The sequence below is a fragment of the Pelagibacterium montanilacus genome (assembly GCF_003992665.1).
Lineage (GTDB): Bacteria > Pseudomonadota > Alphaproteobacteria > Rhizobiales > Devosiaceae > Pelagibacterium > Pelagibacterium montanilacus.
Map to the genome: position 1 here is coordinate 1 of NZ_RZMX01000014.1, position 21482 is coordinate 21482.

The following is a 21482-nucleotide window of genomic DNA, read 5'->3' on the forward strand; positions in this document are numbered from 1 at the left end:
CGATGGGTAAGGAAAAGTTCAGCCGCACGAAGCCGCACTGCAACATTGGCACGATTGGCCATGTTGACCACGGCAAGACGTCATTGACGGCTGCGATCACGAAGGTATTGGCCGAGACGGGCGGTGCGACGTTCTCCGCTTACGACCAGATCGACAAGGCGCCCGAAGAGAAGGCCCGCGGTATCACGATCTCGACGGCGCACGTCGAGTACGAGACCGAGAAGCGCCACTATGCGCATGTGGACTGCCCCGGTCACGCGGACTATGTGAAGAACATGATCACCGGCGCGGCGCAGATGGACGGCGCGATCCTTGTGGTCTCGGCTGCCGACGGCCCGATGCCCCAGACGCGCGAGCACATTCTGCTCGCCCGCCAGGTTGGCGTTCCGGCGCTTGTTGTGTTCCTCAACAAGGTCGACCAGGTCGACGACGAGGAGCTTCTTGAGCTGGTCGAGCTCGAGGTTCGCGAGCTTCTCTCGTCCTATGAGTTCCCCGGTGACGACATTCCGATCACCAAGGGTTCTGCGCTGATGGCACTCGAGGACAAGCGTCCCGAGATCGGCCATGACGCGATCCTGGAGCTGATGAAGACTGTGGACGACTACATTCCGCAGCCCGAGCGCCCCGTGGATCAGCCCTTCCTGATGCCGGTCGAAGACGTGTTCTCGATTTCCGGTCGTGGCACGGTTGTGACCGGTCGGGTTGAGCGCGGCATCGTCAAGGTTGGCGAGGAAGTCGAGATCATCGGGATCAAGGCGACCCAGAAGACCACGGTGACCGGCGTCGAGATGTTCCGCAAGCTGCTCGATTCGGGCCAGGCTGGTGACAACATCGGTGCTCTGATCCGCGGTATCGACCGCAGCCAGGTGGAGCGCGGGCAGGTGCTGTGCAAGCCCGGTTCTGTGACCCCGCACACCAAGTTCGTTGCCGAAGCCTACATCCTGACCAAGGAAGAGGGCGGTCGCCACACCCCGTTCTTCACGAACTACCGTCCGCAGTTCTACTTCCGGACGACGGACGTGACCGGTGTCGTGACGCTGAACGAGGGCGTTGAGATGGTGATGCCCGGCGACAACGTGGAAATGAACGTGGAACTGATCGTTCCGATCGCGATGGAAGAGAAGCTTCGCTTCGCCATCCGCGAAGGCGGCCGCACCGTCGGCGCCGGCGTCGTTTCCAAAATCGTCGCGTAAGAAGAGTCGGACAAAAGAGTGCGGTGCGCGCTGCTGCGCACCGCGGTCCTTTTCCAAAGGATAGAACACAATGAACGGTCAGAACATTCGCATCCGGCTCAAGGCGTTCGATCATCGCGTGCTCGACAATTCGACCCGCGAGATCGTCAACACTGCCAAGCGCACGGGCGCCCAGGTTCGCGGTCCCATTCCGCTGCCGACGCGAATTGACAAGTACACCGTGAACCGGGGTCCTCACATCGACAAGAAGAGCCGCGAGCAGTTCGAAATCCGGACTCATAAGCGTCTCCTCGACATTGTCGATCCGACCCCGCAGACGGTGGACGCACTGATGAAGCTCGATCTCGCCGCCGGCGTCGATGTCGAGATCAAGCTCTGAGTGAACGAATTTAAAGCGTCTTTCGAAATCTACGGGTCCTCTTGGAAGAGCCAAAGACCCGGGAAGACGCACCAAAGAGAAGGTAGCAACCGATGCGTTCTGGAGTGATCGCACAAAAGCTGGGCATGACCCGCATCTTCACGGATGACGGCGCGCATGTACCCGTTACTGTCCTGGCGCTGCAAGGCTGCCAGGTGGTAGGCCAGCGGACGCAGGATAAAGACGGCTATGTGGCCCTGCAGATCGGCGCAGGTTCGGTCAAGGTCAAGAACGTCAACAAGGCCCAGCGTGGCCAGTACGCGGCAGCTCAGGTCGAGCCCAAGCGCAAGGTCGTGGAGTTCCGCGTCAGCGAGGACAACCTGATCGATGTTGGCGCAGAGTTCATGGCCGACCATTTCGTCGAGGGCCAGCTCGTCGACGTTACCGGCACTTCGATCGGCAAGGGCTTTGCCGGCGCGATGAAGCGGCACAATTTCGGCGGCCTCCGGGCGTCGCATGGCGTGTCCGTATCGCACCGCTCGCACGGTTCGACCGGTCAGAACCAGGACCCCGGCAAGGTGTTCAAGGGCAAGAAGATGGCTGGCCACATGGGCGATGCCCGCGTGACAACGCAAAACGTCAAGGTCGTCAAGACCGATGTCGAGCGCGGTCTGATCATGGTTCAGGGTTCGGTTCCGGGCTCCAAGGGTGGGTGGATCCAGATCCGCGACGCTGTCAAGCGCGCGGCCCCTGAAGGCATTGCCCGTCCCGGTTCGTTCAAGGCACCGGCTGCCGCAGGCAACGGGGAGATCGTATAATGGAACTCCAGGTCACAACTCTCGATGGCAAGTCGGCTGGCAAGGTCACGCTCGATGACGCCGTGTTCGGCCTCGAGCCCCGCGCCGATCTGATCCAGCGCATGGTTCGCTATCAGCAGCTCAAGAAGATGGCTGGTACGCACGCGGTCAAGAACCGCGCCGACGTCTCGATGACCGGCAAGAAGTTCGGTCGTCAGAAGGGCGGCGGCGGTGCACGTCACGGCTCGCGGCGCTCCAACATCTTCCGTGGCGGCGGCCGGGCTTTCGGGCCCACCCCGCGCAGCCACGCGATCGATCTGCCCAAGAAGGTCCGCGCCCTCGCTCTGCGGCATGCGCTCTCTGCCAAGGCCCAGGCCGGTGAGATCGTCATTCTCGAGAGTGCGGTTGCAACCGAGGCCAAGACAGCAGTGCTTCGCGCCGCATTCGGCAAGCTCGGCTTCGCCAATGCGCTGATCATCGGGGGCACCGAGCTCGACGAGAATTTCTCGCGAGCCGCACGCAACATCCCGCAGATCGATGTGCTGCCGGCTCAGGGCATCAACGTTTACGACATTCTGCGTCGCGAAAAGCTGGTCCTGACCAAGGACGCGCTGGCCGCGCTGGAGGGCCGGTTCCAATGAGCACGCTCAAGCACTACGACATCATTCGCAATCCGGTGGTCACCGAGAAGTCGACGATGGCATCGGAACACGGCCAGGTCGTGTTCGATGTGGCGGTCGATGCGTCCAAGCCCGAGATCAAGGCGGCCGTAGAGGCGCTGTTCTCGGTCAAGGTCAAGGCGGTCAATACTCTGGTCCGCAAGGGCAAGGCGAAGCGTTTTCGCGGGTTTGCGGGTAAGCGCAAGGACGTCAAGAAGGCGATCGTCACCCTCGTTGACGGTCAGACCATCGACATTTCGACGGGTCTGTAGGGACAGGTCGGGGAAGAAGAACAATGGCTTTGAAGCAGTACAATCCAACCTCGCCGGGACGCCGTCAGCTTATCGGCATCAACCGGTCCGAACTCTGGAACGGCGCTCCGGTCAAGAAGCTGACCGAGGGTCTGACCAAGTCGGGCGGCCGCAACAACCGGGGCCGGGTCACCGCGTTCAACCGTGGTGGCGGGCACAAGCGTCGCTATCGCGTCGTCGATTTCAAGCGCACCAAGTTCGATGCGGTCGGCACGGTCGAGCGCCTTGAATACGATCCCAACCGGACCGCATTCATCGCACTGATCACCTACGAGGACGGCGAGCAGGCCTACATCCTTGCTCCGCAGCGCCTCACCGCAGGTGACAAGGTCGTTTCGTCCTCCGGTGCGGTCGACGTCAAGCCGGGCAATGCCATGCCGCTCGAGCGGATGCCGGTGGGTACGATCGTCCACAACATCGAACTCAAGCCCAAGAAGGGCGGGCAGATGGCGCGTTCGGCCGGTGCGTACGCACAGTATGTCGGTCGCGATGCGGGCTGGGCCATTCTTCGCCTGAACTCGGGCGAGCAGCGTCTCGTCCATGGTTCGTGCATGGCCACGGTTGGCGCGGTGTCCAACCCGGATCACTCCAACACCAACCTGGGCAAGGCTGGTCGTAACCGCTGGCTTGGCCGTCGTCCGAGCGTTCGCGGTGTCGCGATGAACCCGGTCGACCACCCGCATGGTGGTGGTGAAGGCAGGACCTCGGGTGGTCGACACCCGGTCACGCCGTGGGGCAAGCCGACCAAGGGCAAGCGCACTCGTACCAACAAGTCGACGGACAAGTTCATCGTCCGCTCGCGTCACCAGAAGAAGGGCAGGTAAGGGCCATGGCACGTTCCGTCTGGAAAGGCCCGTTCGTCGACGGGTACCTGTTGAAGAAAGCAGACAAGGTCCGCGAGTCGGGCCGCAACGAGGTTATAAAGATCTGGAGCCGCCGTTCCACGATCCTGCCGCAGTTCGTCGGCCTGACCTTCGGTGTCTACAACGGTCAGAAGCATGTTCCGGTGAATGTTACCGAAGACATGATCGGCCACAAGTTCGGTGAGTTTTCGCCCACGCGCACCTATTACGGGCACGCGGCCGACAAGAAGGCGAAGAGGAAGTAACTATGGGCAAGCAGAAGAGCGAACGCGCGCTCAAGGACAATGAGGCGAAAGCCGTCCTGCGCATGGTCCGGTCCAGCCCTCAGAAGCTGAACCTCGTCGCCGCGCTGATCCGCGGCAAGAAGGTCGAGAAGGCGCTGGCCGAGCTGCAGTTTTCGCGCAAGCGGATTGCAGGGCCGGTCCGCAAGACCCTCGAGAGCGCCATTGCCAATGCCGAGAACAATCACGGCCTGGACACGGACGCCCTGGTCGTCGCCGAAGCTTATGTCGGCAACGCGCTGGTGATGAAGCGCTTCCATGCCCGCGCTCGCGGTCGTGGTGCGCGCATCCAGAAGCCGTTCTCGCATCTGACCATAGTCGTCCGTGAAGTTGAGGAAGCCGTCTGATGGGACAGAAAGTCAATCCAATCGGGCTGCGGCTCGGGATCAACCGGACCTGGGATTCGCGCTGGTACGCCGACAAGGGCGAGTACGGCTCGCTTCTTCAGGAAGACCTCAAGATCCGCAAGATGCTCCAGGATGACCTGAAGCAGGCCGCAGTTTCCAAGATCGTCATCGAGCGCCCGCACCGCAAGTGCCGCATTTCGATCCACTCGGCGCGTCCGGGTATCGTGATCGGCAAGAAGGGCGCGGACATCGAGAAGATCCGCAACAAGGTCAAGCAGTTCACCGACTCGGAAGTGCACATCAACATCGTTGAAGTTCGCAAGCCCGAGACCGATGCAACGCTCGTCGCGCAGGGCATTGCCCAGCAGCTCGAGCGCCGTGTGGCCTTCCGTCGTGCCATGAAGCGTGCGGTCCAGACCGCGATGCGCATGGGTGCCCTGGGTATTCGGGTTAATGTTGGTGGTCGCCTCGGCGGCGCGGACATCGCCCGGACCGAGTGGTACCGCGAAGGTCGCGTTCCGCTTCACACGCTGCGCGCGGACGTGGACTACGGCGTTGCCGAAGCGGCCACGACCTACGGGATCATCGGGATCAAGGTCTGGATCTTCAAGGGCGAAATCATGGAGCACGACCCCATGGCTCACGAGCGTCGCGCCACCGAAGGTGGTGACGGCGGCGGGCAGGGCCGTCGCGGTCCGGCTGCAAGCTGAAAGAAAGACTGAACAATGCTGCAACCGAAACGTACCAAGTTCCGCAAGGCGCACAAAGGTCGCATCCATGGCGTGGCCAAGGGTGGGACCGAACTCAATTTCGGCGAATATGGGTTGAAGGCTCAGGAGCCTGAGCGTATAACCGCCCGCCAGATCGAGGCCGCACGTCGCGCGATGACTCGCTATATGAAGCGCGCAGGACGTGTCTGGATCCGGGTGTTCCCGGATGTGCCCGTGTCGTCCAAGCCGACTGAAGTTCGTATGGGTAAGGGCAAGGGTGCTCCCGAATATTGGGCAGCCCGCGTCAAGCCCGGCCGGATCATGTTCGAGATCGACGGCGTGAGTGAAGAAATCGCGCGCGAAGCCCTGCGTCTGGCGGCCATGAAGCTGCCGATCAAGACGCGGTTCGTGGCCCGCATTACAGACTGAGGACGAGTGAGCGATGAAGCCGAGCGACGTTAGGACCAAGACGGTCGACGAACTCAACGACGAACTCGTCGGCCTGAAGAAAGAGCAGTTCAACCTGCGCTTCCAGCGGGCTACGCAGCAGTTGGACAATACCGCGCAGGTGCGCACGGTTCGCCGCAACATCGCGCGCGTCCAGACCATTCTGCGCGAGAAGAGCGCGGAAGCGAAGTAAGGAGATATCGATGCCCAAGCGTATCCTGCAGGGGACCGTGGTCTCCGACAAGAACGAAAAGACGGTCGTGGTGAGCGTTGAGCGCCGCTTTACCCACCCGATCATGAAAAAGACGGTGCGCCGTTCCAAGAAGTATCATGCCCATGACGAAGCCGGTGCGGCCAAGCTTGGCGACGTGGTGCAGATCCAGGAGTGCGCCCCGATCTCGAAGAACAAGCGCTGGACGATACTGAACCAGGCCTAGCGCTTAAAAGAGGTCAGGCGACGCACCGGACTGTCGGGCGGAACCAATAATTTAAAGAAGGCAACCAGTCATGATTCAGATGCAGACAAATCTCGACGTGGCCGATAATTCGGGCGCCCGTCGCGTTATGTGCATCAAGGTGCTGGGCGGCTCGCATCGCAAGTATGCGTCGGTTGGCGACATCATCGTTGTGTCTGTCAAGGACGCCATACCGCGCGGCCGCGTCAAGAAGGGTCAGGTCATGAAGGCCGTGGTGGTTCGCACCGCGTCCGACATCCGTCGCCCCGATGGCACCGTGATCCGTTTTGACCGCAATGCGGCGGTCATCATCAACAACAACAAGGAACCGGTCGGGACCCGTATTTTTGGCCCGGTTCCCCGTGAGCTGCGCGCGAAGAATCACATGAAGATCATCTCGCTCGCGCCGGAGGTGCTGTAATGGCTGCCAAGATCAAGAAGGGTGACAAGGTCATCGTCCTTGCAGGCAAGGATAAGGGCAAGACCGGCCAGGTCCTGCGCGTGATCCCGTCTGAGACCCGTGCCGTTGTTCAGGGCATCAACCTGATCCGCCGGCACCAGCGTCAGTCGGCCAACCAGGAAGCGGGCATCATTACCCGTGAGGCGCCGATCCATCTGAGCAACATCGCGCTGCTCGATGCCAAGGAAAACAAGCCGACCCGTGTCGGCTTCGAAATCAAGGACGGGGTCAAGCGCCGCGTCGCGAAGCGTTCCGGAGAAGTGATCGATGGCTGAGACCTATACCCCGCGCATGCGCACCCACTATGACGAGGTGGTGCGCGCCGGTCTGATCGAGACCTTCAACTACGCCAACCCGATGGCCGTGCCCAAGCTGGACAAGGTCGTGATCAACATGGGTGTGGGCGAGGCGGTTGCCGACTCCAAGAAGGTCAAGGCTGCTCTTGCCGACCTTCAGAAGATTTCTGGCCAGCAGCCCGTTATCACGCATGCTCGCAAGTCGATTGCCGGTTTCAAACTGCGTGAAGAGATGCCGATCGGCGTGAAGGTTACCCTTCGCAGGGCCCGTATGTACGAGTTCGTCGACCGGCTTGTGAACATCGCTCTTCCGCGCGTTCGCGACTTTCGCGGCCTGAATGCCAAGAGCTTCGACGGCCGCGGCAATTTCGCGATGGGCATCAAGGAGCACATCGTGTTCCCTGAGATCAATTATGACCAGGTCGACCAGATCTGGGGCATGGACGTGATCGTCTGCACCACGGCCAACACCGATGATGAAGCGCGTGCGCTTCTCAAGGCTTTCAATTTCCCGTTCCGGCAGTAACCGGTCCGCGGAAGAGAGACGAAAGAGAGAATTAAATGGCAAAAACGAGCGCCATCGAAAAGAACAAGCGTCGCGCCAAGCTGGCCAAGCAATATGCCCCCAAGCGTGCGGCGCTCAAGGCTAAGGCCAAGGACGAGTCGCTGTCTTTCGAGGAGCGGTTTGCAGCGCAGCTCAAGCTGGCCGAATTGCCGCGCAACGCCTCGCCCGTACGGGTTCGGAACCGTTGCGAAGTGTCGGGCCGGCCGCGCGGTTACTACCGCAAGCTGAGGCTGAGCCGTGTGGCGCTTCGTGAGTTGGGCTCGATGGGCAAGATCCCCGGCATGGTCAAGTCGAGCTGGTAAGGAAGAACAAAGATGACTCTTATCGATCCGCTTGGCGATATGCTCACTCGTATCCGGAACGCCCAGATGCGGCGCCGTGATACGGTGCGTACCCCGGCTTCCACGCTTCGGGCCCATGTGCTCGATGTGCTCAAGGCCGAGGGCTACATCCGCGGCTACACCGAAGATACCAGCGCCGAAGGCCACAAGGAGTTCAGCATCGAGCTGAAGTACTCCGAGGAAGAGCCTGTCATCCGTGAGATTCAGCGGGTGTCCAAGCCCGGGCGTCGTGTCTACGCTTCGGTCAAGAATATCCCGGTCATTGGAAATGGCCTGGGCGTTGCGATCCTGTCCACTCCCAAGGGAGTGATGGCCGATCACATGGCCCGCTCCGAGAACGTAGGCGGCGAGGTTCTCTGTCGCGTCTTCTAATGACGCGCGGGACACCTCCCTCTAGATAAAGACGAAAAGGCGAAGAAAATGTCGCGTATTGGCAAAAAGCCGGTAGCCCCGGTCAGCGGCGTGACGGTCACGGTCGATGGCCAGGCCGTTACGGCCAAGGGTCCCAAGGGGGAGCAGACCGTCGTTCTGGTGGATCTGGTCAGGGTCGAGTCCGGGGAAGACGGGATCGTCGTAACCCCGATCGACGACAGCCGCGAGGCCCGGTCGGCATGGGGCATGTCGCGGACCCTGATCGACAATATCGTTCGCGGTGTATCGACCGGCTTTGAGCGCAAGCTCGCCATTTCGGGCGTCGGTTACCGTGCACAGATGCAGGGGTCGGACCTGAAGCTCTCGCTGGGGTTCAGCCACGAAGTAATCTACAAGGCTCCCGACGGCATTCAGCTGGCGGCGCCGACCCAGACCGAGATCGTGGTCACGGGTATCGACAAGCAGCAGGTGGGTCAGGTTGCCGCGAATATTCGCGAATTCCGTCCCCCCGAGCCCTACAAGGGCAAGGGCGTGCGCTATTCTGACGAGCGCATCGTCCGCAAGGAAGGCAAGAAGAAGTAAGGAGTGGTGGCAATGGCTAAACTTTCCGGTATTGACCGCCGCAAGGCCCGTGTGCGCAAGGCTCTCAAAGCCCGCGCCAACGGTCGCCCGCGTCTGTCGGTCTTCCGTTCTGAAAAGAACATCTATGCCCAGATCATCGATGACGCCAACGGGGTTACCCTCGCTGCTGCGTCCTCGCTCGAGAAGGATCTTAAGATCGATAACGGTGCCAATCAGGCCGCAGCTGCGACTGTTGGCAAGGCGCTAGCCGAGCGGGCCACCAAGGCCGGTGTCGAGAACGTCATCTTCGATCGGGGCGGCTACATTTTCCATGGTCGGGTAAAGGCCCTGGCCGAGGCGGCCCGCGAGGGCGGGTTGAGCTTCTGATTGCAGAAGCCAACTGAACCGAAATCAAGAAGAGCTGGTTGAACGATGAGAGACAGTCAAGAGCGCGATAGCGAGTTCGTAGATCGCCTTGTGCATATCAATCGCGTCGCCAAGGTGGTGAAGGGCGGTCGGCGTTTCGGCTTTGCCGCGCTTGTCGTCGTTGGCGATCAGAAGGGCCGTGTCGGGTTCGGTCACGGCAAGGCACGCGAGGTGCCCGAGGCTATCCGCAAGGCAACCGAGCAGGCCAAGCGCCAGATGATCCGGGTGCCGCTTCGTGAAGCCCGGACGCTGCACCACGACGTCACCGGACGCCACGGCGCCGGAAAGGTGCTGCTTCGTGCAGCTCCGGCTGGTACAGGCATCATCGCCGGCGGTCCGATGCGTGCGGTCTTCGAGACGCTCGGTATCAACGATATCGTCGCCAAGTCCCAGGGCACGGCGAACCCTTACAACATGGTGCGGGCGACCTTCGAGGCACTCAAGAACGTCGACAGCCCGCGTGCTGTGGCTTCTCGACGTGGCCTGAAGGTCTCCGAACTGCAGGCACGCCGCGGCGAAGCGGCCGTCGAAGCCTGATCGGCGCCCGAGGACGGAGAAGACTGATGGCCAAGAAGACACTCATCGTCGAGCAGATCGGCAGCCCGATCCGCCGGGCACCGGACCAGCGCCAGACGCTGGTCGGGCTGGGGCTCAACAAGATGCACCGGCAGCGCGAACTGGAGGACACTCCTTCGGTCCGTGGCATGATTTCCAAGGTATCCCACCTCGTCCGCGTCGTGGACGGGAAGTAGGAAGGTAGAACAGATGCGTCTCAATCAGATTTCTGACAAGCCCGGCGCCAATAAGGCGAAGGTGCGCGTCGGTCGCGGCATCGGTTCTGGTCTGGGCAAGACCGGCGGTCGCGGCGTTAAGGGCCAGAAGTCGCGCTCGGGCGTGGCGATCAACGGCTTTGAAGGCGGGCAGATGCCGCTCCACATGCGGATGCCCAAGCGCGGCTTCAACAACGCGTTTGCCAAGAAATTCAACGCCGTGCGCCTCGATCGCGTTCAGTCCTATATCGACAGCGGCAAGCTCGACGCCAAGGGCGTCGTAGATGCCGCAGCCCTGGTCAAGGCCGGCGTGATCCGTCGGGTCCGGGACGGCGTGCGCCTGATCAATGGCGGCGAGTTCAAGGCCAGCAAGGTGACGTTCAGGGTCAACTACGCTTCGGCAGGCGCTATTGCGGCCGTCGAGGCGGCTGGCGGCAAGGTCGAGATCGACGGCGGCAAGGCCGACAAGGACAGCGAATAAATGCGCATACAGAGCGCGCGCGTGCCATTTCCCGCCCCGGCGGGATTGCGCATGCGTGCGCTCTGACTATATCAGAGCACCAGTCTTCGTAACGGGCCGCCACGGCCCGTTTCGTCTGCTCTAATTGCATCGAGAGGAAGCCGTCATGGCGTCTGCAGCCGAGCAACTCGCCCGAAACCTTAGTTTTTCTACCTTCTCCAAGGCCAAGGACCTGCAGAAGCGGATCCTTTTCACGCTTGGTGCGCTGCTCGTTTACCGCCTCGGTACCTACATTCCGATTCCCGGGATCGACCCGGATGCGTTCGCCGCGACCTTTCAGCAGGCGCAGGGCGGTATTTTCGGGCTGTTCAACATGTTCGCAGGTGGCGCCGTCGAGCGACTGGCGATCTTTGCGCTGAACCTGATTCCCTACATTACCGCCTCGATCGTCATCCAGGTGATGTCCACCGCTTCGCCCAAGCTGGAAGCCCTCAAGAAGGAGGGCGAGAGCGGTCGGCGCAAGCTCAACCAGTACACCCGCTACCTCACCGTGGTGTTCTGCACCGTGCAGGCCTACGGCATTGCCGTCGGACTCGAGGCCAGCGAAGGTGTTGTGGCCGATCCGGGCTGGTTCTTCCGCATCTCGACGATCATCACGCTGGTCGGCGGCACCATGTTCCTGATGTGGCTGGGCGAGCAGATGACCGCGCGCGGCATCGGCAATGGCATCTCGCTGATCATTTTCGCCGGGATCGTGGCTTCGCTGCCTGCGACGATCGCTCAAACTCTGGAGCTGAGCCGGACCGGCGCGCTGCCCACCATAGCAGTTGTCGGCATTCTGCTGGCTGCGATCGCTATCATAGCTGTCATCGTGTTCTTCGAGCGGGCCCAGCGCAGGCTGCTGATTCAGTATCCAAAGCGCCAGGTCGGCAACAAGATGTATCAGGGCGATACCTCGCACCTGCCGCTCAAGCTCAATACTGCAGGCGTGATTCCGGTGATCTTTGCGTCCTCGTTGCTGCTGCTGCCCGCGACCATTGCGACCTTCTCCGCCCAAGGCGATGCGCCGCAGTGGCTGCAGGTGATCTCGGCGGTGCTGGGCCGTGGCCAGCCGCTCTATCTGGCGCTCTTTGCCGCCATGATCATCTTCTTTGCGTTTTTCTACACCTCGATCGTCTTCAACCCGACCGAGACCGCGGACAATCTCAAGCGCTCGGGCGGGTTCATTCCGGGCATCCGTCCGGGTGAGCGCACCGCCCAGCACATCGACTACGTGCTGACGCGGATTACTGTGGCGGGCGCCCTGTATTTGACGGTTGTCGCGCTGATCCCCGAAGTGTTTCTGAGTCAGCTCAATATCTCGGCCTTTCTCGGGGGGACATCGCTGCTGATCATCGTGACCGTGACCCTCGATACGGTCAGCCAGATCCAAAGCCACCTGATTGCCCAGCAATACGAGGGCATGGTCAAGAAATCACGCTTGGGGGGACGTCGTCGATGAGACTGGTACTTTTGGGCCCGCCGGGAGCGGGGAAGGGAACTCAGGCTCAGATCCTGGTGCAAACTTACGGAATTCCCCAGCTCTCGACTGGAGACATGCTGCGTGCGGCAATTGCCGCGCAGACGCCGATGGGGCTCGAAGCGAAAGCAATCGTCGATCGCGGCGACCTCGTGTCCGATGAGATCGTTTCGGGCATCATTTCGGACCGCATGGACGAGCCGGATTGCGCGAACGGGTTCATCCTCGACGGGTTTCCCCGCACGATCGCTCAGGCCGAGGCGCTCAACCACATGCTGGACCGCAAGGGCTTGCATCTGGATGCTGTGGTCGAGATCAAGGCCGACCCCGATATCCTCGTGAAGCGGATCGTGAAGCGGGCCCAGGAATCGGGTGGTGCGCGCGCTGACGACAATGAAGAGGTGCTTCGCAAGCGGCTCGATGTCTATGTCCAGCAGACGGCTCCTCTGGTGAGCTTTTATGCAAACGAAGGGCTTTTGCGGTCGGTTGACGGCATGGCGCCCATCGATGATGTCACCGGTGCCATAAAGGCGGCTATCGGGGGAAGTTGAACGGGGTGTTGCGGCGGTGTTGACTTTAGTACCGCAACTCCTTAAGAACCGCGCCAGTCTCAAGGATTTCTAGGGCTGGATTCGGTTCCTTCAAGCGGGAAGGGGGTCGGATGCCGGTCCCTTGTTGTTGAATAATGCGGGGGCTACAACGCCCGCGATAACAGATTAGGAGATCAGGCGTGGCTCGTATTGCTGGCGTCAATATCCCGACGAACAAGCGCGTTGTCATCGCGCTGCAGTATATTCACGGGATCGGGGCCAAGATGGCCGAAGAAATTTGCGAAAAGGTTTCCATTCCGGCCGAGCGCCGCGTGAATGAGCTGACCGACGCAGAAGTCATCCAGATTCGCGAGACCATCGACCGCGACTATTCGGTCGAGGGTGATCTTCGCCGCAACGTGGCGATGAACATCAAGCGTCTTATGGATCTGGGGAATTATCGTGGCCTGCGCCACCGTCGCGGCCTGCCCGTGCGCGGTCAGCGCACCCATACCAATGCCCGCACCCGCAAGGGTCCGGCAAAGCCGATTGCCGGCAAGAAGAAATAAGGACGGGGCGCGGGGCGTGCTGCCGGGACCTTCGGGTGCCCAGAGCAGGTTCCGGTCTCGCCCAAGGTGTAGCCGCTGGCGTAACGGCGGCGTTCGATATCGATCAGAGGAACAGAATGGCCAAAGCAGATACCACCCGCGTTCGCCGTCGCGAGCGTAAGAACATCAGTGCAGGCGTCGCACACGTCAACGCATCGTTCAACAACACCATGGTTACCATCACCGACGTTCAGGGCAACACCATTTCGTGGTCGTCGGCCGGAACCATGGGGTTCAAGGGCTCGCGCAAGTCAACGCCCTACGCTGCACAGATGGCCGCCGAAGATGCTGCCCGCAAGGCTCAGGAACACGGCATGAAGACTCTTGAGGTCGAAGTTCGTGGTCCCGGTTCGGGGCGCGAGTCGGCGCTGCGGGCCCTCCAGGCTGCCGGATTTACCGTAACCTCCATCCGGGACGTTACCGCCATTCCCCACAATGGCTGCCGTCCGCGCAAGCGGCGTCGCGTTTGATGTGACCGAACCCTGGGCGCGCCACCAGGGTTCGTTCTTTTGCGGCATTGCGGTCGGGGCAGGGCCGCATTTTTGAAAGGATGTTGAACGTGATGATCCAGAAAAACTGGCAAGAACTGATCAAGCCGACCAAGCTGGATGTTATTCCGGGCAGCAATCCCGCGCGCGTCGCCTCCGTGGTCGCCGAGCCGCTTGAACGCGGTTATGGCTTGACCCTTGGCAACACGCTGCGCAGGGTTTTGCTGTCCTCACTTCAGGGCGCTGCGATTACCGCGATCCAGATTGATGGTGTGCTTCACGAGTTCTCCTCGGTCCCCGGGGTGCGTGAAGACGTGACCGATCTGGTCCTGAACGTCAAGGAAATCGCCGTTAAGATGGGCGACGAAGGCCCGAAGCGGCTGGGCCTGACCAAGCAGGGCCCGGGCGCCGTGACGGCGGGTGATATCCGCACGACGGGCGATATCGAGATCCTCAATCCCGATCTGGTGATCTGTCACCTCGATGACGGGGCGGAGATCAATGTCGAGTTCACCGTGAACACCGGCAAGGGCTATGTTCCTGCCGACCGCAACCGTCCCGAGGACGCCCCGATCGGCTACATCGCCATCGACGCGCTCTTCTCGCCGGTCAAGCGGGTCAGCTACAAGGTGGACAAGACCCGTGAGGGCCAGAACCTCGATTTCGACAAGCTGACGCTTCAGATCGAGACCAATGGTTCGATCACGCCGGAAGATGCCCTGGCCTATGCCGCGCGCATCGTTCAGGACCAGCTCAGCGTGTTCGTGAACTTTGAAGAGCCGACCAAGGAACGGTCCGAGGATTCGGCTCCCGAGCTGGCGTTCAATCCTGCGCTGCTCAAGAAGGTCGACGAGCTGGAGCTTTCCGTGCGTTCGGCCAACTGCCTCAAGAACGACAACATCGTCTATATCGGCGATCTGATCCAGAAGACGGAAGCGGAAATGCTCCGCACGCCGAACTTCGGGCGCAAGTCGCTCAACGAGATCAAGGAAGTGTTGGCCCAGATGGGGCTCCATCTCGGTATGGATGTCACCAACTGGCCGCCCGAAAACATCGAAGACCTCGCCAAGCGGTACGAAGATCACTACTGATCCGACCGGGCGACCAGCGTTTATTAGGAGAGCATCATGCGTCACGGAAAGTCCGGCCGCAAGCTGAACAGGACCTCTTCGCATCGCAAGGCGATGTTCAAGAACATGTCCGCTGCGCTCATCAAGCATGAGCAGATCGTTACCACTCTGCCCAAGGCCAAGGAACTGAGGCCGATCGTGGAGAAGCTCATCACGCTCGGTAAGCGCGGTGACCTTCATGCCCGTCGCCAGGCCATCTCCAAAGTTGGGGACGAGGCTATGGTCAAGAAGCTGTTCGAGGTCCTTGGCCCGCGCTATCAGGATCGCAACGGTGGTTATACCCGCGTTCTCAAGGCAGGCTTCCGCCACGGCGATAACGCGCCTGTGGGGATCATCGAGTTTGTCGATCGCGATGTCGACGCCAAGGGCAAGGACTCCGGTCCGACCGCTGAGCGCGTCTATGAAGACGAAGACGTCGCGGCCTGATCCATCAGATCCGCAGAATGACAAAAGGCCCGGAGCGATCCGGGCCTTTTTCGTGTCTGGCTCTGGCAGGGCGGGTCGATCGGAAAGTTGAGAGTCCTTCCGACCTCGCGACCGTCAATCGGCCAGGTCGATTGCATAGATGGCGGTCGTGCCGCTGACCTCGTTGCCAACGATCAGCAGCGGACGGCCATCGGCTTCCGGGCTCTGTTCGGCGGGAACGAAGTACAGGCCTTCCGCGCCGCGCTCGGTCTGGCTCTGGGCCACGGCATCATCACCCACGGTGAAATCGCGGCTGTTGATGTAGGTGACGAAGCTGGCCTCGCTGGGGGTGGTGATGTCGTAGACCATCACGCCGCCGATACGCTCGAGGCCAACAAAGGCGTAGGAGCGGCCATCGACCGTGCCCACGGCAACGCCCTCTGGCTCAGGGCCCTTGTTGGGCGAGCGGCGCTTGAACTGGACGTCACGGTAGCCGTTGTCGGCGTTAAAGAAGTCCGGGCTGGCTTCAGCGGTGATCTCTTCGAAATCCGAGCCGCTGTCGAACACGAGGTCGAGACCTTCGTCGGTGACCTGGAAGATCGAGAACGACCGCCCGCCATAGACGTAGAGCTCTTCGTAGACGCATTCGGCATGCACATATTCACGCAGCTCGCCGTAGCCCAGATCCTGGACTTCGGCGGTCGAGAGCGAGGGATCGCAGCTTTCGCCGAAGCCGAGGGTGGAGGTTACGCCCAGGCGGCCGATCTGCTCGAGCTGCTGGAGCTCCTCTGCGTCAGGGAAAACGGACGTATCGAGCTGCAGGTCGCGAATCTCGAATTCCTCGCTCCACCAGCCGTCTTCGTCATATTCGCGGGCATCACCCTCGTTGGCGGTGACGATATAGGTCTCGTCGCCGGTCTCCATGACGCGGATGGTATCGGGCAGAAAGATGCCCTGCACGGGCCAGTTGTGGAACTCGATGGAATCGGTGTCGCGGCTGGCATCGAAGCCTACGCCCGACCACTGGCCCTGTTCGGACCAGTCCTTGAAGCCGAGCGGCCAGACATCGGTGACGGTCGCGGACGCGATGTCGATCACGGCGATGGCGTTGTTTTCCTGCAGCGAGGCGTAGGCCGTGCTGTTGTCAGCCGAGACTTCGACCCACTCGGGCTCGAAGTCCTGGGCTGCGGAAGCGCCGGGCCCGTAGATGCGTACGCCGGCGGCGCGCAGATCGTCTTCCTGGCCATTGAAGCCCTGGAAGTTGGCGGTGCGGACATTGTCCTGGGTCACGTTTTCCGCGCCATCCGAGACGTCGATGACCGTGATCGAGCCTTCAGGGTCGATGCCGAAATCTTCGCGCGGCTCGCCCTCATTGGCGACGAGTACCCAATTTCCGTCCGGCGAGAAGGTCAGCGCGTCGGGCAAGGCACCGGCTTGTACGACCGAGACGATGTTGCCGTCGCTGTCGAGAAGCGCGACCGAACCGTTTTCGGTGGCTTCCGGATTCTGGACGGCCACGGCGACGATACCGTTGCGCACGGCGATGCTGTTGGCTTCCGCACCGATCTCGGAGACCGAAATCGAGTTGATCAGCGTGGGGTTGGCCGGATCTGCCAGGTCGAGCACGTCCACTTCACCGGATGCGGCGTTGACGGTGTAAGCGCGGCGGGTCTGGGGATCGTAGGTGACGATCTCGGCGGCGGACTCGTCATAAACCCCGGTTTCGTAACGGCTGAGCAGGGAGAGCCCGAGCGCCGCGTCGGACGCACTCAGTTCGTGAAACTGGGCAAAGGACGATGACGCCCCGGCAAGGGGGAGTGCAACGCCGGCGAGAAGCACGGCGGAGAAAAATCTCGTGTTCATAAGACCTCCGAAAAGCACGAGCGGCTGTCATGCACGCCATTTAAGAACTCGTGGACAGCCGCTCTGTAGCTTCGGTCGCTATCGGTTTTATGACAGAACCGCCTTGCGCGGTTCTGTCACTGGCCGACAGCCGAGGTCACACCAGAATATCGTCGACCCAATAGAGGTCGCGACGGTCGAACCCGTTGAACGGGGTCAGGGAGGCCTGGGTATAGGCGCCCATCAGGCCGAACTCGATATAGTCGTCCTCGGTGATGGCCTCAGGCAGGATGAAGGTCTGGGGCATCATGTCGTAGCTGTCGCAGGTCGGGCCGAAGACCGTGAAGTTCCAGGATTCCCCGGTCAGGATCCGGTCGCCTCGCCACACGCGGATGGGGGGCATGAACTCCAGGATCATCGCCTCCATGAGCGATCCGTAGACCCCGTCGTTGAGATAAACCGACTGCTCGCCGCGCTGGTGCTTGACGCGGAGCAGAAGCGAGGTGGAGGGGGTGACCAGCCCACGGCCCGGTTCTGCAATCAGCTCCGGCTTGCATGAGCCGAACGTGTCGGTGACCGCGGTGCGGATCGTCTCGAAATAGACCTCGAGCGGGGGCGCGGAGCTCGAGATGTAGGTGGCGGGAAAGCCGCCGCCGACATTGAGGCGCTTGAGGATGACGCCCGCGTCCTGCGCGATGCGCCCGGCCGCAGCGATGTGGCGCTCGAAGGCATAGGCCTCCTCGCACTGGGAGCCGACGTGAAAGCACAGGCTCGTGGTGTACCCCATGTGCCGCACGAGCGTCGCCAGTTCGACTGCGCCGGCCTCCATGACGCCGAACTTAGTGCCGAAGTCATAGGATTTGAGCGCCTTGCCGGCCTTGAACCGGACCGTGACCTCAACATCGGGAGACGGCGGCACCACTGCGGCGAGCTGGTCGAGCTGGGCGACGTGGTCGATCGTGAAGGTGCGGACCCCGAAATCCTCGTAGGCCCGCTTGATCTCGCGACGCGACTTGATGGGGTTGTTATAATGGAGTGCCGCTCCCGGGGCGTGCTCGCCGATCAATGCCATCTCCGTGAGAGAGGCGACGTCGAACGCAGAGATCCCTTCACGATGCATTATCGAGAGAATATGCGCCGAAGGGTTGGCCTTGACCGCATAGGTCAGCAGGCCGTCGAACCCGGACTGGAACGTCCTGATCGCTTCAACGAGCTTGGGCTCGGAGAACAGGAAGCTCGGAAAATCGGGCTCTTCAGCCGCAATGAGCTCTGCGGTGCTGGCGAAGCGGCGGGGCTGGCCGGGTATATCCATTCACGGGTCCCTCAAGGAGCGGGGTTGAAAGCGCGGACGTATAGGGCCTGGGCCCACTGCACGCAATGTCAATTGCCTCTATATGGCCACCATATGACGATTCTTTGCGCGAGCAGGACCGCGGAGCGCAAATTGACAGCCGGGCTTGCCTTCGGCGCACGATACACCCATGTCGCGTGGACCCAACCAGCATCGGGAATGACCATGATCCGGACGCTCTTCATCCTCCTTGCCCTCACCCTACCGCTGCAGCCGCTCCATGCCCAGAGCGAGCGGCGCCTGCCCGAGAGCCGGGCCGAGATGCAGCTCAGTTTCGCCCCCGTGGTGCGTGATGTGGCTCCCGCGGTCGTCAATGTCTATGCGACGCGGATCAGCCAGCAGCGCCAGTCGTTCTTCGGGGATCCGTTTTTCGACCAGTTCTTTGGCCGCTCCCCGTTTCTGGAGCGCCGCCCGCAACAGTCCCAGTCGCTGGGATCTGGGGTGCTCGTCACCGAGGATGGCATGATCCTGACCAATAACCACGTGGTGGAAGGGGCGACCGACATCCGCGTCGCCATGAGCGATGGGCGGGAATACGCGGTCGATCTGGTCGTCGCCGACAGTGCAACAGACCTTGCCGTCCTCAAGGTGCGGTCGAGCGAGGGACGCGTTTTCCCAACCGTGCCGTTCGCCGATTCGGACTGGCTGGAAGTGGGGGATCTCGTTCTGGCCATCGGCAATCCGTTCGGGGTCGGCCAGTCCGTCTCGAGCGGCATCGTTTCCGCCCTGGCGCGGACGGGCATGGGAATCACCGATTACCAGTTCTTCATCCAGACCGACGCGGCCATCAATCCGGGCAACTCGGGCGGTGCGCTGGTCAATCTCGATGGCGAACTGGTGGGGATCAACACTGCGATCTTCACGCGCTCAGGCGGCTCGCAGGGCATCGGGTTCGCCATTCCCGCCAACATGGCCCGGGTGATCGCCAATGCGGCGGAAGAAGGTGGGGAGATCGTTCGTCCATGGCTGGGCGCGCGGCTGCAGGCGCTCGATACCGAGTTGGCCCGGGGGTTGGGGCTGGACACGCCGCGCGGGGCGCTGGTCGCCGAAGTTGCCGCCGACAGTCCGGCGGATCGGGCAGGGCTCGCCTCGGGCGATGTGATCGTCTCGATCGATGGGCTTCCCGTCGAGGACCCCGAGGCGCTGGACTACCGGCTGGCGACCAAGCCGATCGGCAGCACGGTCCAGGTGGAGTTCGTCAGGGGCGGCGAGATGAACATTTCAGACATCGATGTCGCTGCGGCGCCCGAGGATCTGGGCAACCGTGCCGAGATCGGCGGCGACACGCGGTTCGCCGGTGTCACGGCTGCCCAGCTCACGCCCGCCCTCGCGCAGGAGATCGGGCTGGGTTTTTCCGCGCAAGGCATCGTGATCGTTGAGGTCGCGCAGGGCAGCCCCGCCCAGCGCCTTGGTCTCAGGCCCGGCGATGTGATCCTGAGCCTGAACGGAAACGAGATTCGTGATATCGAAACCTTCCAGGCCATCGCCAGCCAGCGGCCGCAGGGCTGGCAAATCGTGCTGCAGCGAGACGGCAGGGTAATACGGTCCTTTGTGAGTGGTTGATGAGCGATCTCTTTCCCGATGAAAAGCCGGCGCGGGCGCCCCAGATGCTCGACCCCGAGCGTCCGCTGGCGGATCGGCTGCGCCCGGCCAGTCTCGATGAGGTCATCGGCCAACTTCCCGTGCTCGGCCCCGAGGGCGCCCTTCGGCGCATGATTGCTTCTGGCCGGCTGGGATCGCTGATCCTCTGGGGGCCTCCGGGGACCGGCAAAACTACGGTGGCGCGCCTTCTGGCCGATGCGACGGACTACAGGTTCGAGCAGATATCGGCGATCTTCTCGGGCGTGGCCGATCTCAAGAAGGTATTCGAGACCGCCCGGACGGCGCGCCGCGCCGGCCAGCGAACCCTTTTGTTCGTGGACGAAATCCATCGGTTCAACCGGGCCCAGCAGGACAGTTTTCTCCCCGTGATGGAAGACGGCACCGTGGTGCTTGTGGGGGCGACGACCGAGAACCCAAGCTTCGAGCTCAACGCGGCGCTTTTGAGCCGGGCGCAGGTGCTCAAGTTCACCAGCCTCGACCGTAGCGATCTCGACGCGCTGGCCAGCCGCGCGGAAACGGAGATCGGGCGGGCGCTGCCGCTCGACGAGCAGGCGCGGGAGACGCTGATCTCGCTCGCCGATGGCGACGGACGGGCGTTCCTCGGTCTGATCGAGGAGATCGATGCGGCGACGGGCCCTAAGGATATGCTCGATCATGACGGGCTGACGCGGCTGGTCCAGCGCCGGGCGCCAATCTACGACAAGGGCCAGGACGGGCACTACAACCTGATTTCGGCGCTGCACAAGACGGTGCGCGGGTCCGACCCGGATGCGGCGCTTTATTATTTCGCGCGAATGATCGATGCGGGCGAAGACCCGATGTACCTCGCTCGCCGGCTGATCCGCATGGCGGTCGAGGATATCGGCATGGCCGATCCCCAGGCCCTGCCGATCGCGACGGCGGCCAAGGATGCCTACCATATGCTCGGTTCGCCCGAAGGGGAGCTGGCTCTGGCCCAGGTGGTCGTCTATCTGGCGACGGCGCCCAAATCCAACGCCGTCTACAACGCCTATAACACGGCGCTGTCGCTGGCCAAGCGCACGGGATCGCCGATCCCGCCCATGACGATCCTCAATGCCCCCACCAAGCTGATGAAGACAGAAGGCTACGGTGAGGGCTACATCTACGACCACGATACGCCCGAGGGCTTTTCCGGGCAGGAGTATTTCCCCGAGGCGATCGGACGGCAGGATTTCTACAAGCCCGTCGAGCGTGGATTTGAGCGCGATATCCGCAAGCGCATGGACTATTTCTCCAAGCTGCGTTCCGTACGCCGAGACGGCCAGTGACGGGACGGACTTTTCCCGTTAGAACGGCGCGAAATTGTTGGAACGA

The 21482-nt window shown here is 61.9% G+C and carries 32 protein-coding genes; 30 read left to right on the forward strand and 2 right to left on the reverse strand.

Annotation, left to right across the window (positions count from 1 at the left end):
• Positions 1-2: 2 nt before the first annotated feature.
• From tuf to rplQ, 28 genes are all read left to right on the forward strand, one after another.
• Positions 3-1193 (forward strand): elongation factor Tu, encoded by a 1191-nt coding sequence (gene tuf / locus EO136_RS04845; RefSeq protein WP_127143157.1) that lies wholly within the window; start codon positions 3-5, stop codon positions 1191-1193.
• A gap of 70 nt (positions 1194-1263) precedes the next feature.
• A complete protein-coding gene (gene rpsJ / locus EO136_RS04850) occupies positions 1264-1572 on the forward strand; it encodes a 30S ribosomal protein S10 (RefSeq protein WP_127143341.1) in 309 nt (102 codons plus the stop codon).
• Positions 1573-1664: 92 nt separating this feature from the next.
• A complete protein-coding gene (gene rplC / locus EO136_RS04855; protein ID WP_127143342.1) occupies positions 1665-2369 on the forward strand; it encodes a 50S ribosomal protein L3 in 705 nt (234 codons plus the stop codon).
• Positions 2369-2989, forward strand: coding sequence for a 50S ribosomal protein L4 (gene rplD, locus EO136_RS04860; RefSeq protein ID WP_127143343.1), 621 nt, complete (start codon positions 2369-2371; stop codon positions 2987-2989). Before rplC ends, rplD begins: the two co-directional genes overlap by 1 nt.
• Positions 2986-3279 (forward strand): 50S ribosomal protein L23, encoded by a 294-nt coding sequence (locus tag EO136_RS04865; RefSeq protein WP_127143344.1) that lies wholly within the window; start codon positions 2986-2988, stop codon positions 3277-3279. The genes rplD and EO136_RS04865 overlap by 4 nt, the downstream gene beginning before the upstream one ends.
• Before the next feature lie 23 nt (positions 3280-3302).
• Positions 3303-4142 carry a 50S ribosomal protein L2 gene (gene rplB / locus EO136_RS04870; RefSeq protein WP_127143345.1) on the forward strand — a complete coding sequence of 280 codons (840 nt, stop codon included), beginning with the start codon at positions 3303-3305 and terminating at the stop codon, positions 4140-4142.
• Positions 4143-4147: 5 nt separating this feature from the next.
• Positions 4148-4426: a 30S ribosomal protein S19 gene (gene rpsS / locus EO136_RS04875; protein ID WP_127143346.1), complete on the forward strand. Its 279-nt coding sequence runs from the start codon at positions 4148-4150 to the stop codon at positions 4424-4426.
• 2 nt (positions 4427-4428) lie between these two features.
• Complete coding sequence (gene rplV, locus EO136_RS04880; protein WP_127143347.1) at positions 4429-4809, forward strand: 50S ribosomal protein L22; 381 nt, start codon at positions 4429-4431, stop codon at positions 4807-4809.
• Complete coding sequence (gene rpsC, locus EO136_RS04885; RefSeq protein ID WP_127143348.1) at positions 4809-5519, forward strand: 30S ribosomal protein S3; 711 nt, start codon at positions 4809-4811, stop codon at positions 5517-5519. The genes rplV and rpsC overlap by 1 nt, the downstream gene beginning before the upstream one ends.
• A 15-nt stretch (positions 5520-5534) precedes the next feature.
• Positions 5535-5948 (forward strand): 50S ribosomal protein L16, encoded by a 414-nt coding sequence (gene rplP, locus EO136_RS04890; RefSeq protein ID WP_127143349.1) that lies wholly within the window; start codon positions 5535-5537, stop codon positions 5946-5948.
• A 13-nt stretch (positions 5949-5961) separates the two neighbouring features.
• Positions 5962-6159 carry a 50S ribosomal protein L29 gene (gene rpmC, locus EO136_RS04895; RefSeq protein ID WP_127143350.1) on the forward strand — a complete coding sequence of 66 codons (198 nt, stop codon included), beginning with the start codon at positions 5962-5964 and terminating at the stop codon, positions 6157-6159.
• A gap of 10 nt (positions 6160-6169) precedes the next feature.
• A complete protein-coding gene (gene rpsQ, locus EO136_RS04900) occupies positions 6170-6403 on the forward strand; it encodes a 30S ribosomal protein S17 (protein WP_127143351.1) in 234 nt (77 codons plus the stop codon).
• A 70-nt stretch (positions 6404-6473) separates the two neighbouring features.
• The gene (gene rplN / locus EO136_RS04905; protein WP_127143352.1) at positions 6474-6842 is read left to right on the forward strand and encodes a 50S ribosomal protein L14; all 369 of its coding nucleotides are present in this window, start codon (positions 6474-6476) and stop codon (positions 6840-6842) included.
• Positions 6842-7156 (forward strand): 50S ribosomal protein L24, encoded by a 315-nt coding sequence (gene rplX, locus EO136_RS04910; RefSeq protein ID WP_127143353.1) that lies wholly within the window; start codon positions 6842-6844, stop codon positions 7154-7156. The genes rplN and rplX overlap by 1 nt, the downstream gene beginning before the upstream one ends.
• A complete protein-coding gene (gene rplE, locus EO136_RS04915; RefSeq protein WP_127143354.1) occupies positions 7149-7703 on the forward strand; it encodes a 50S ribosomal protein L5 in 555 nt (184 codons plus the stop codon). The genes rplX and rplE overlap by 8 nt, the downstream gene beginning before the upstream one ends.
• Before the next feature lie 35 nt (positions 7704-7738).
• On the forward strand, positions 7739-8044 hold the full coding sequence (gene rpsN, locus EO136_RS04920; RefSeq protein ID WP_127143355.1) for a 30S ribosomal protein S14: 306 nt from the start codon (positions 7739-7741) through the stop codon (positions 8042-8044).
• 12 nt (positions 8045-8056) lie between these two features.
• Complete coding sequence (gene rpsH, locus EO136_RS04925) at positions 8057-8455, forward strand: 30S ribosomal protein S8 (protein WP_127143356.1); 399 nt, start codon at positions 8057-8059, stop codon at positions 8453-8455.
• A gap of 48 nt (positions 8456-8503) precedes the next feature.
• A complete protein-coding gene (gene rplF / locus EO136_RS04930; protein ID WP_127143357.1) occupies positions 8504-9037 on the forward strand; it encodes a 50S ribosomal protein L6 in 534 nt (177 codons plus the stop codon).
• A gap of 12 nt (positions 9038-9049) precedes the next feature.
• Positions 9050-9403 (forward strand): 50S ribosomal protein L18, encoded by a 354-nt coding sequence (gene rplR / locus EO136_RS04935; protein ID WP_127143358.1) that lies wholly within the window; start codon positions 9050-9052, stop codon positions 9401-9403.
• A 45-nt stretch (positions 9404-9448) separates the two neighbouring features.
• Positions 9449-9979: a 30S ribosomal protein S5 gene (gene rpsE, locus EO136_RS04940; RefSeq protein ID WP_127143359.1), complete on the forward strand. Its 531-nt coding sequence runs from the start codon at positions 9449-9451 to the stop codon at positions 9977-9979.
• Positions 9980-10005: 26 nt separating this feature from the next.
• Positions 10006-10194, forward strand: a complete 189-nt coding sequence (gene rpmD, locus EO136_RS04945) for a 50S ribosomal protein L30 (RefSeq protein WP_127143360.1) — start codon at positions 10006-10008, stop codon at positions 10192-10194.
• 13 nt (positions 10195-10207) lie between these two features.
• Positions 10208-10693: a 50S ribosomal protein L15 gene (gene rplO, locus EO136_RS04950; protein ID WP_127143361.1), complete on the forward strand. Its 486-nt coding sequence runs from the start codon at positions 10208-10210 to the stop codon at positions 10691-10693.
• A gap of 145 nt (positions 10694-10838) precedes the next feature.
• Complete coding sequence (gene secY, locus EO136_RS04955; protein WP_127143362.1) at positions 10839-12173, forward strand: preprotein translocase subunit SecY; 1335 nt, start codon at positions 10839-10841, stop codon at positions 12171-12173.
• Positions 12170-12742, forward strand: coding sequence for an adenylate kinase (locus EO136_RS04960; RefSeq protein ID WP_127143363.1), 573 nt, complete (start codon positions 12170-12172; stop codon positions 12740-12742). The genes secY and EO136_RS04960 overlap by 4 nt, the downstream gene beginning before the upstream one ends.
• Before the next feature lie 179 nt (positions 12743-12921).
• The gene (rpsM, locus tag EO136_RS04965) at positions 12922-13290 is read left to right on the forward strand and encodes a 30S ribosomal protein S13 (protein WP_127143364.1); all 369 of its coding nucleotides are present in this window, start codon (positions 12922-12924) and stop codon (positions 13288-13290) included.
• A gap of 116 nt (positions 13291-13406) precedes the next feature.
• Positions 13407-13799, forward strand: a complete 393-nt coding sequence (gene rpsK, locus EO136_RS04970) for a 30S ribosomal protein S11 (protein ID WP_127143365.1) — start codon at positions 13407-13409, stop codon at positions 13797-13799.
• Between the two features lie 80 nt (positions 13800-13879).
• The gene (locus EO136_RS04975) at positions 13880-14908 is read left to right on the forward strand and encodes a DNA-directed RNA polymerase subunit alpha (protein WP_206513271.1); all 1029 of its coding nucleotides are present in this window, start codon (positions 13880-13882) and stop codon (positions 14906-14908) included.
• 36 nt (positions 14909-14944) lie between these two features.
• On the forward strand, positions 14945-15373 hold the full coding sequence (rplQ, locus tag EO136_RS04980; RefSeq protein WP_127143367.1) for a 50S ribosomal protein L17: 429 nt from the start codon (positions 14945-14947) through the stop codon (positions 15371-15373).
• Between the two features lie 114 nt (positions 15374-15487).
• On the opposite strand, the gene EO136_RS04985 is transcribed toward rplQ, so the two are convergent.
• Together EO136_RS04985 and EO136_RS04990 are read right to left on the reverse strand one after the other, a co-directional pair.
• The gene (locus tag EO136_RS04985) at positions 15488-17215 is read right to left on the reverse strand and encodes a choice-of-anchor I family protein (protein ID WP_127143368.1); all 1728 of its coding nucleotides are present in this window, start codon (positions 17213-17215) and stop codon (positions 15488-15490) included.
• A 136-nt stretch (positions 17216-17351) separates the two neighbouring features.
• The gene (locus EO136_RS04990) at positions 17352-18506 is read right to left on the reverse strand and encodes a type III PLP-dependent enzyme domain-containing protein (protein ID WP_127143369.1); all 1155 of its coding nucleotides are present in this window, start codon (positions 18504-18506) and stop codon (positions 17352-17354) included.
• A 198-nt stretch (positions 18507-18704) separates the two neighbouring features.
• Here EO136_RS04990 and EO136_RS04995 point away from each other — a divergent pair, with 198 nt between their 5' ends.
• Positions 18705-20108 carry a DegQ family serine endoprotease gene (locus EO136_RS04995; RefSeq protein ID WP_127143370.1) on the forward strand — a complete coding sequence of 468 codons (1404 nt, stop codon included), beginning with the start codon at positions 18705-18707 and terminating at the stop codon, positions 20106-20108.
• Complete coding sequence (locus EO136_RS05000; protein ID WP_127143371.1) at positions 20108-21436, forward strand: replication-associated recombination protein A; 1329 nt, start codon at positions 20108-20110, stop codon at positions 21434-21436. Before EO136_RS04995 ends, EO136_RS05000 begins: the two co-directional genes overlap by 1 nt.
• The last annotated feature ends 46 nt before the right edge of the window (positions 21437-21482 follow it).

Coding starts and splice junctions, on each gene's coding strand:
- rplR (WP_127143358.1), top strand. CDS start 9,050: ATGGCTAAACTTTCCGGTATTGACCGCCGCAAGGCCCGTGTGCGCAAG.
- rplB (WP_127143345.1), top strand. CDS start 3,303: ATGGCTTTGAAGCAGTACAATCCAACCTCGCCGGGACGCCGTCAGCTT.
- rpsJ (WP_127143341.1), top strand. CDS start 1,264: ATGAACGGTCAGAACATTCGCATCCGGCTCAAGGCGTTCGATCATCGC.
- rpsS (WP_127143346.1), top strand. CDS start 4,148: ATGGCACGTTCCGTCTGGAAAGGCCCGTTCGTCGACGGGTACCTGTTG.
- rplN (WP_127143352.1), top strand. CDS start 6,474: ATGATTCAGATGCAGACAAATCTCGACGTGGCCGATAATTCGGGCGCC.
- rplX (WP_127143353.1), top strand. CDS start 6,842: ATGGCTGCCAAGATCAAGAAGGGTGACAAGGTCATCGTCCTTGCAGGC.
- EO136_RS04990 (WP_127143369.1), bottom strand. CDS start 18,506: ATGGATATACCCGGCCAGCCCCGCCGCTTCGCCAGCACCGCAGAGCTC.
- rpsK (WP_127143365.1), top strand. CDS start 13,407: ATGGCCAAAGCAGATACCACCCGCGTTCGCCGTCGCGAGCGTAAGAAC.
- EO136_RS04975 (WP_206513271.1), top strand. CDS start 13,880: ATGTTGAACGTGATGATCCAGAAAAACTGGCAAGAACTGATCAAGCCG.
- rpmD (WP_127143360.1), top strand. CDS start 10,006: ATGGCCAAGAAGACACTCATCGTCGAGCAGATCGGCAGCCCGATCCGC.
- rplQ (WP_127143367.1), top strand. CDS start 14,945: ATGCGTCACGGAAAGTCCGGCCGCAAGCTGAACAGGACCTCTTCGCAT.
- secY (WP_127143362.1), top strand. CDS start 10,839: ATGGCGTCTGCAGCCGAGCAACTCGCCCGAAACCTTAGTTTTTCTACC.
- EO136_RS05000 (WP_127143371.1), top strand. CDS start 20,108: ATGAGCGATCTCTTTCCCGATGAAAAGCCGGCGCGGGCGCCCCAGATG.
- rplO (WP_127143361.1), top strand. CDS start 10,208: ATGCGTCTCAATCAGATTTCTGACAAGCCCGGCGCCAATAAGGCGAAG.
- rplV (WP_127143347.1), top strand. CDS start 4,429: ATGGGCAAGCAGAAGAGCGAACGCGCGCTCAAGGACAATGAGGCGAAA.
- rplE (WP_127143354.1), top strand. CDS start 7,149: ATGGCTGAGACCTATACCCCGCGCATGCGCACCCACTATGACGAGGTG.
- rpsH (WP_127143356.1), top strand. CDS start 8,057: ATGACTCTTATCGATCCGCTTGGCGATATGCTCACTCGTATCCGGAAC.
- EO136_RS04865 (WP_127143344.1), top strand. CDS start 2,986: ATGAGCACGCTCAAGCACTACGACATCATTCGCAATCCGGTGGTCACC.
- rplF (WP_127143357.1), top strand. CDS start 8,504: ATGTCGCGTATTGGCAAAAAGCCGGTAGCCCCGGTCAGCGGCGTGACG.
- rpsQ (WP_127143351.1), top strand. CDS start 6,170: ATGCCCAAGCGTATCCTGCAGGGGACCGTGGTCTCCGACAAGAACGAA.
- EO136_RS04985 (WP_127143368.1), bottom strand. CDS start 17,215: ATGAACACGAGATTTTTCTCCGCCGTGCTTCTCGCCGGCGTTGCACTC.
- rpmC (WP_127143350.1), top strand. CDS start 5,962: ATGAAGCCGAGCGACGTTAGGACCAAGACGGTCGACGAACTCAACGAC.
- tuf (WP_127143157.1), top strand. CDS start 3: ATGGGTAAGGAAAAGTTCAGCCGCACGAAGCCGCACTGCAACATTGGC.
- EO136_RS04960 (WP_127143363.1), top strand. CDS start 12,170: ATGAGACTGGTACTTTTGGGCCCGCCGGGAGCGGGGAAGGGAACTCAG.
- rpsN (WP_127143355.1), top strand. CDS start 7,739: ATGGCAAAAACGAGCGCCATCGAAAAGAACAAGCGTCGCGCCAAGCTG.
- rplP (WP_127143349.1), top strand. CDS start 5,535: ATGCTGCAACCGAAACGTACCAAGTTCCGCAAGGCGCACAAAGGTCGC.
- EO136_RS04995 (WP_127143370.1), top strand. CDS start 18,705: ATGACCATGATCCGGACGCTCTTCATCCTCCTTGCCCTCACCCTACCG.
- rplD (WP_127143343.1), top strand. CDS start 2,369: ATGGAACTCCAGGTCACAACTCTCGATGGCAAGTCGGCTGGCAAGGTC.
- rpsC (WP_127143348.1), top strand. CDS start 4,809: ATGGGACAGAAAGTCAATCCAATCGGGCTGCGGCTCGGGATCAACCGG.
- rplC (WP_127143342.1), top strand. CDS start 1,665: ATGCGTTCTGGAGTGATCGCACAAAAGCTGGGCATGACCCGCATCTTC.
- rpsE (WP_127143359.1), top strand. CDS start 9,449: ATGAGAGACAGTCAAGAGCGCGATAGCGAGTTCGTAGATCGCCTTGTG.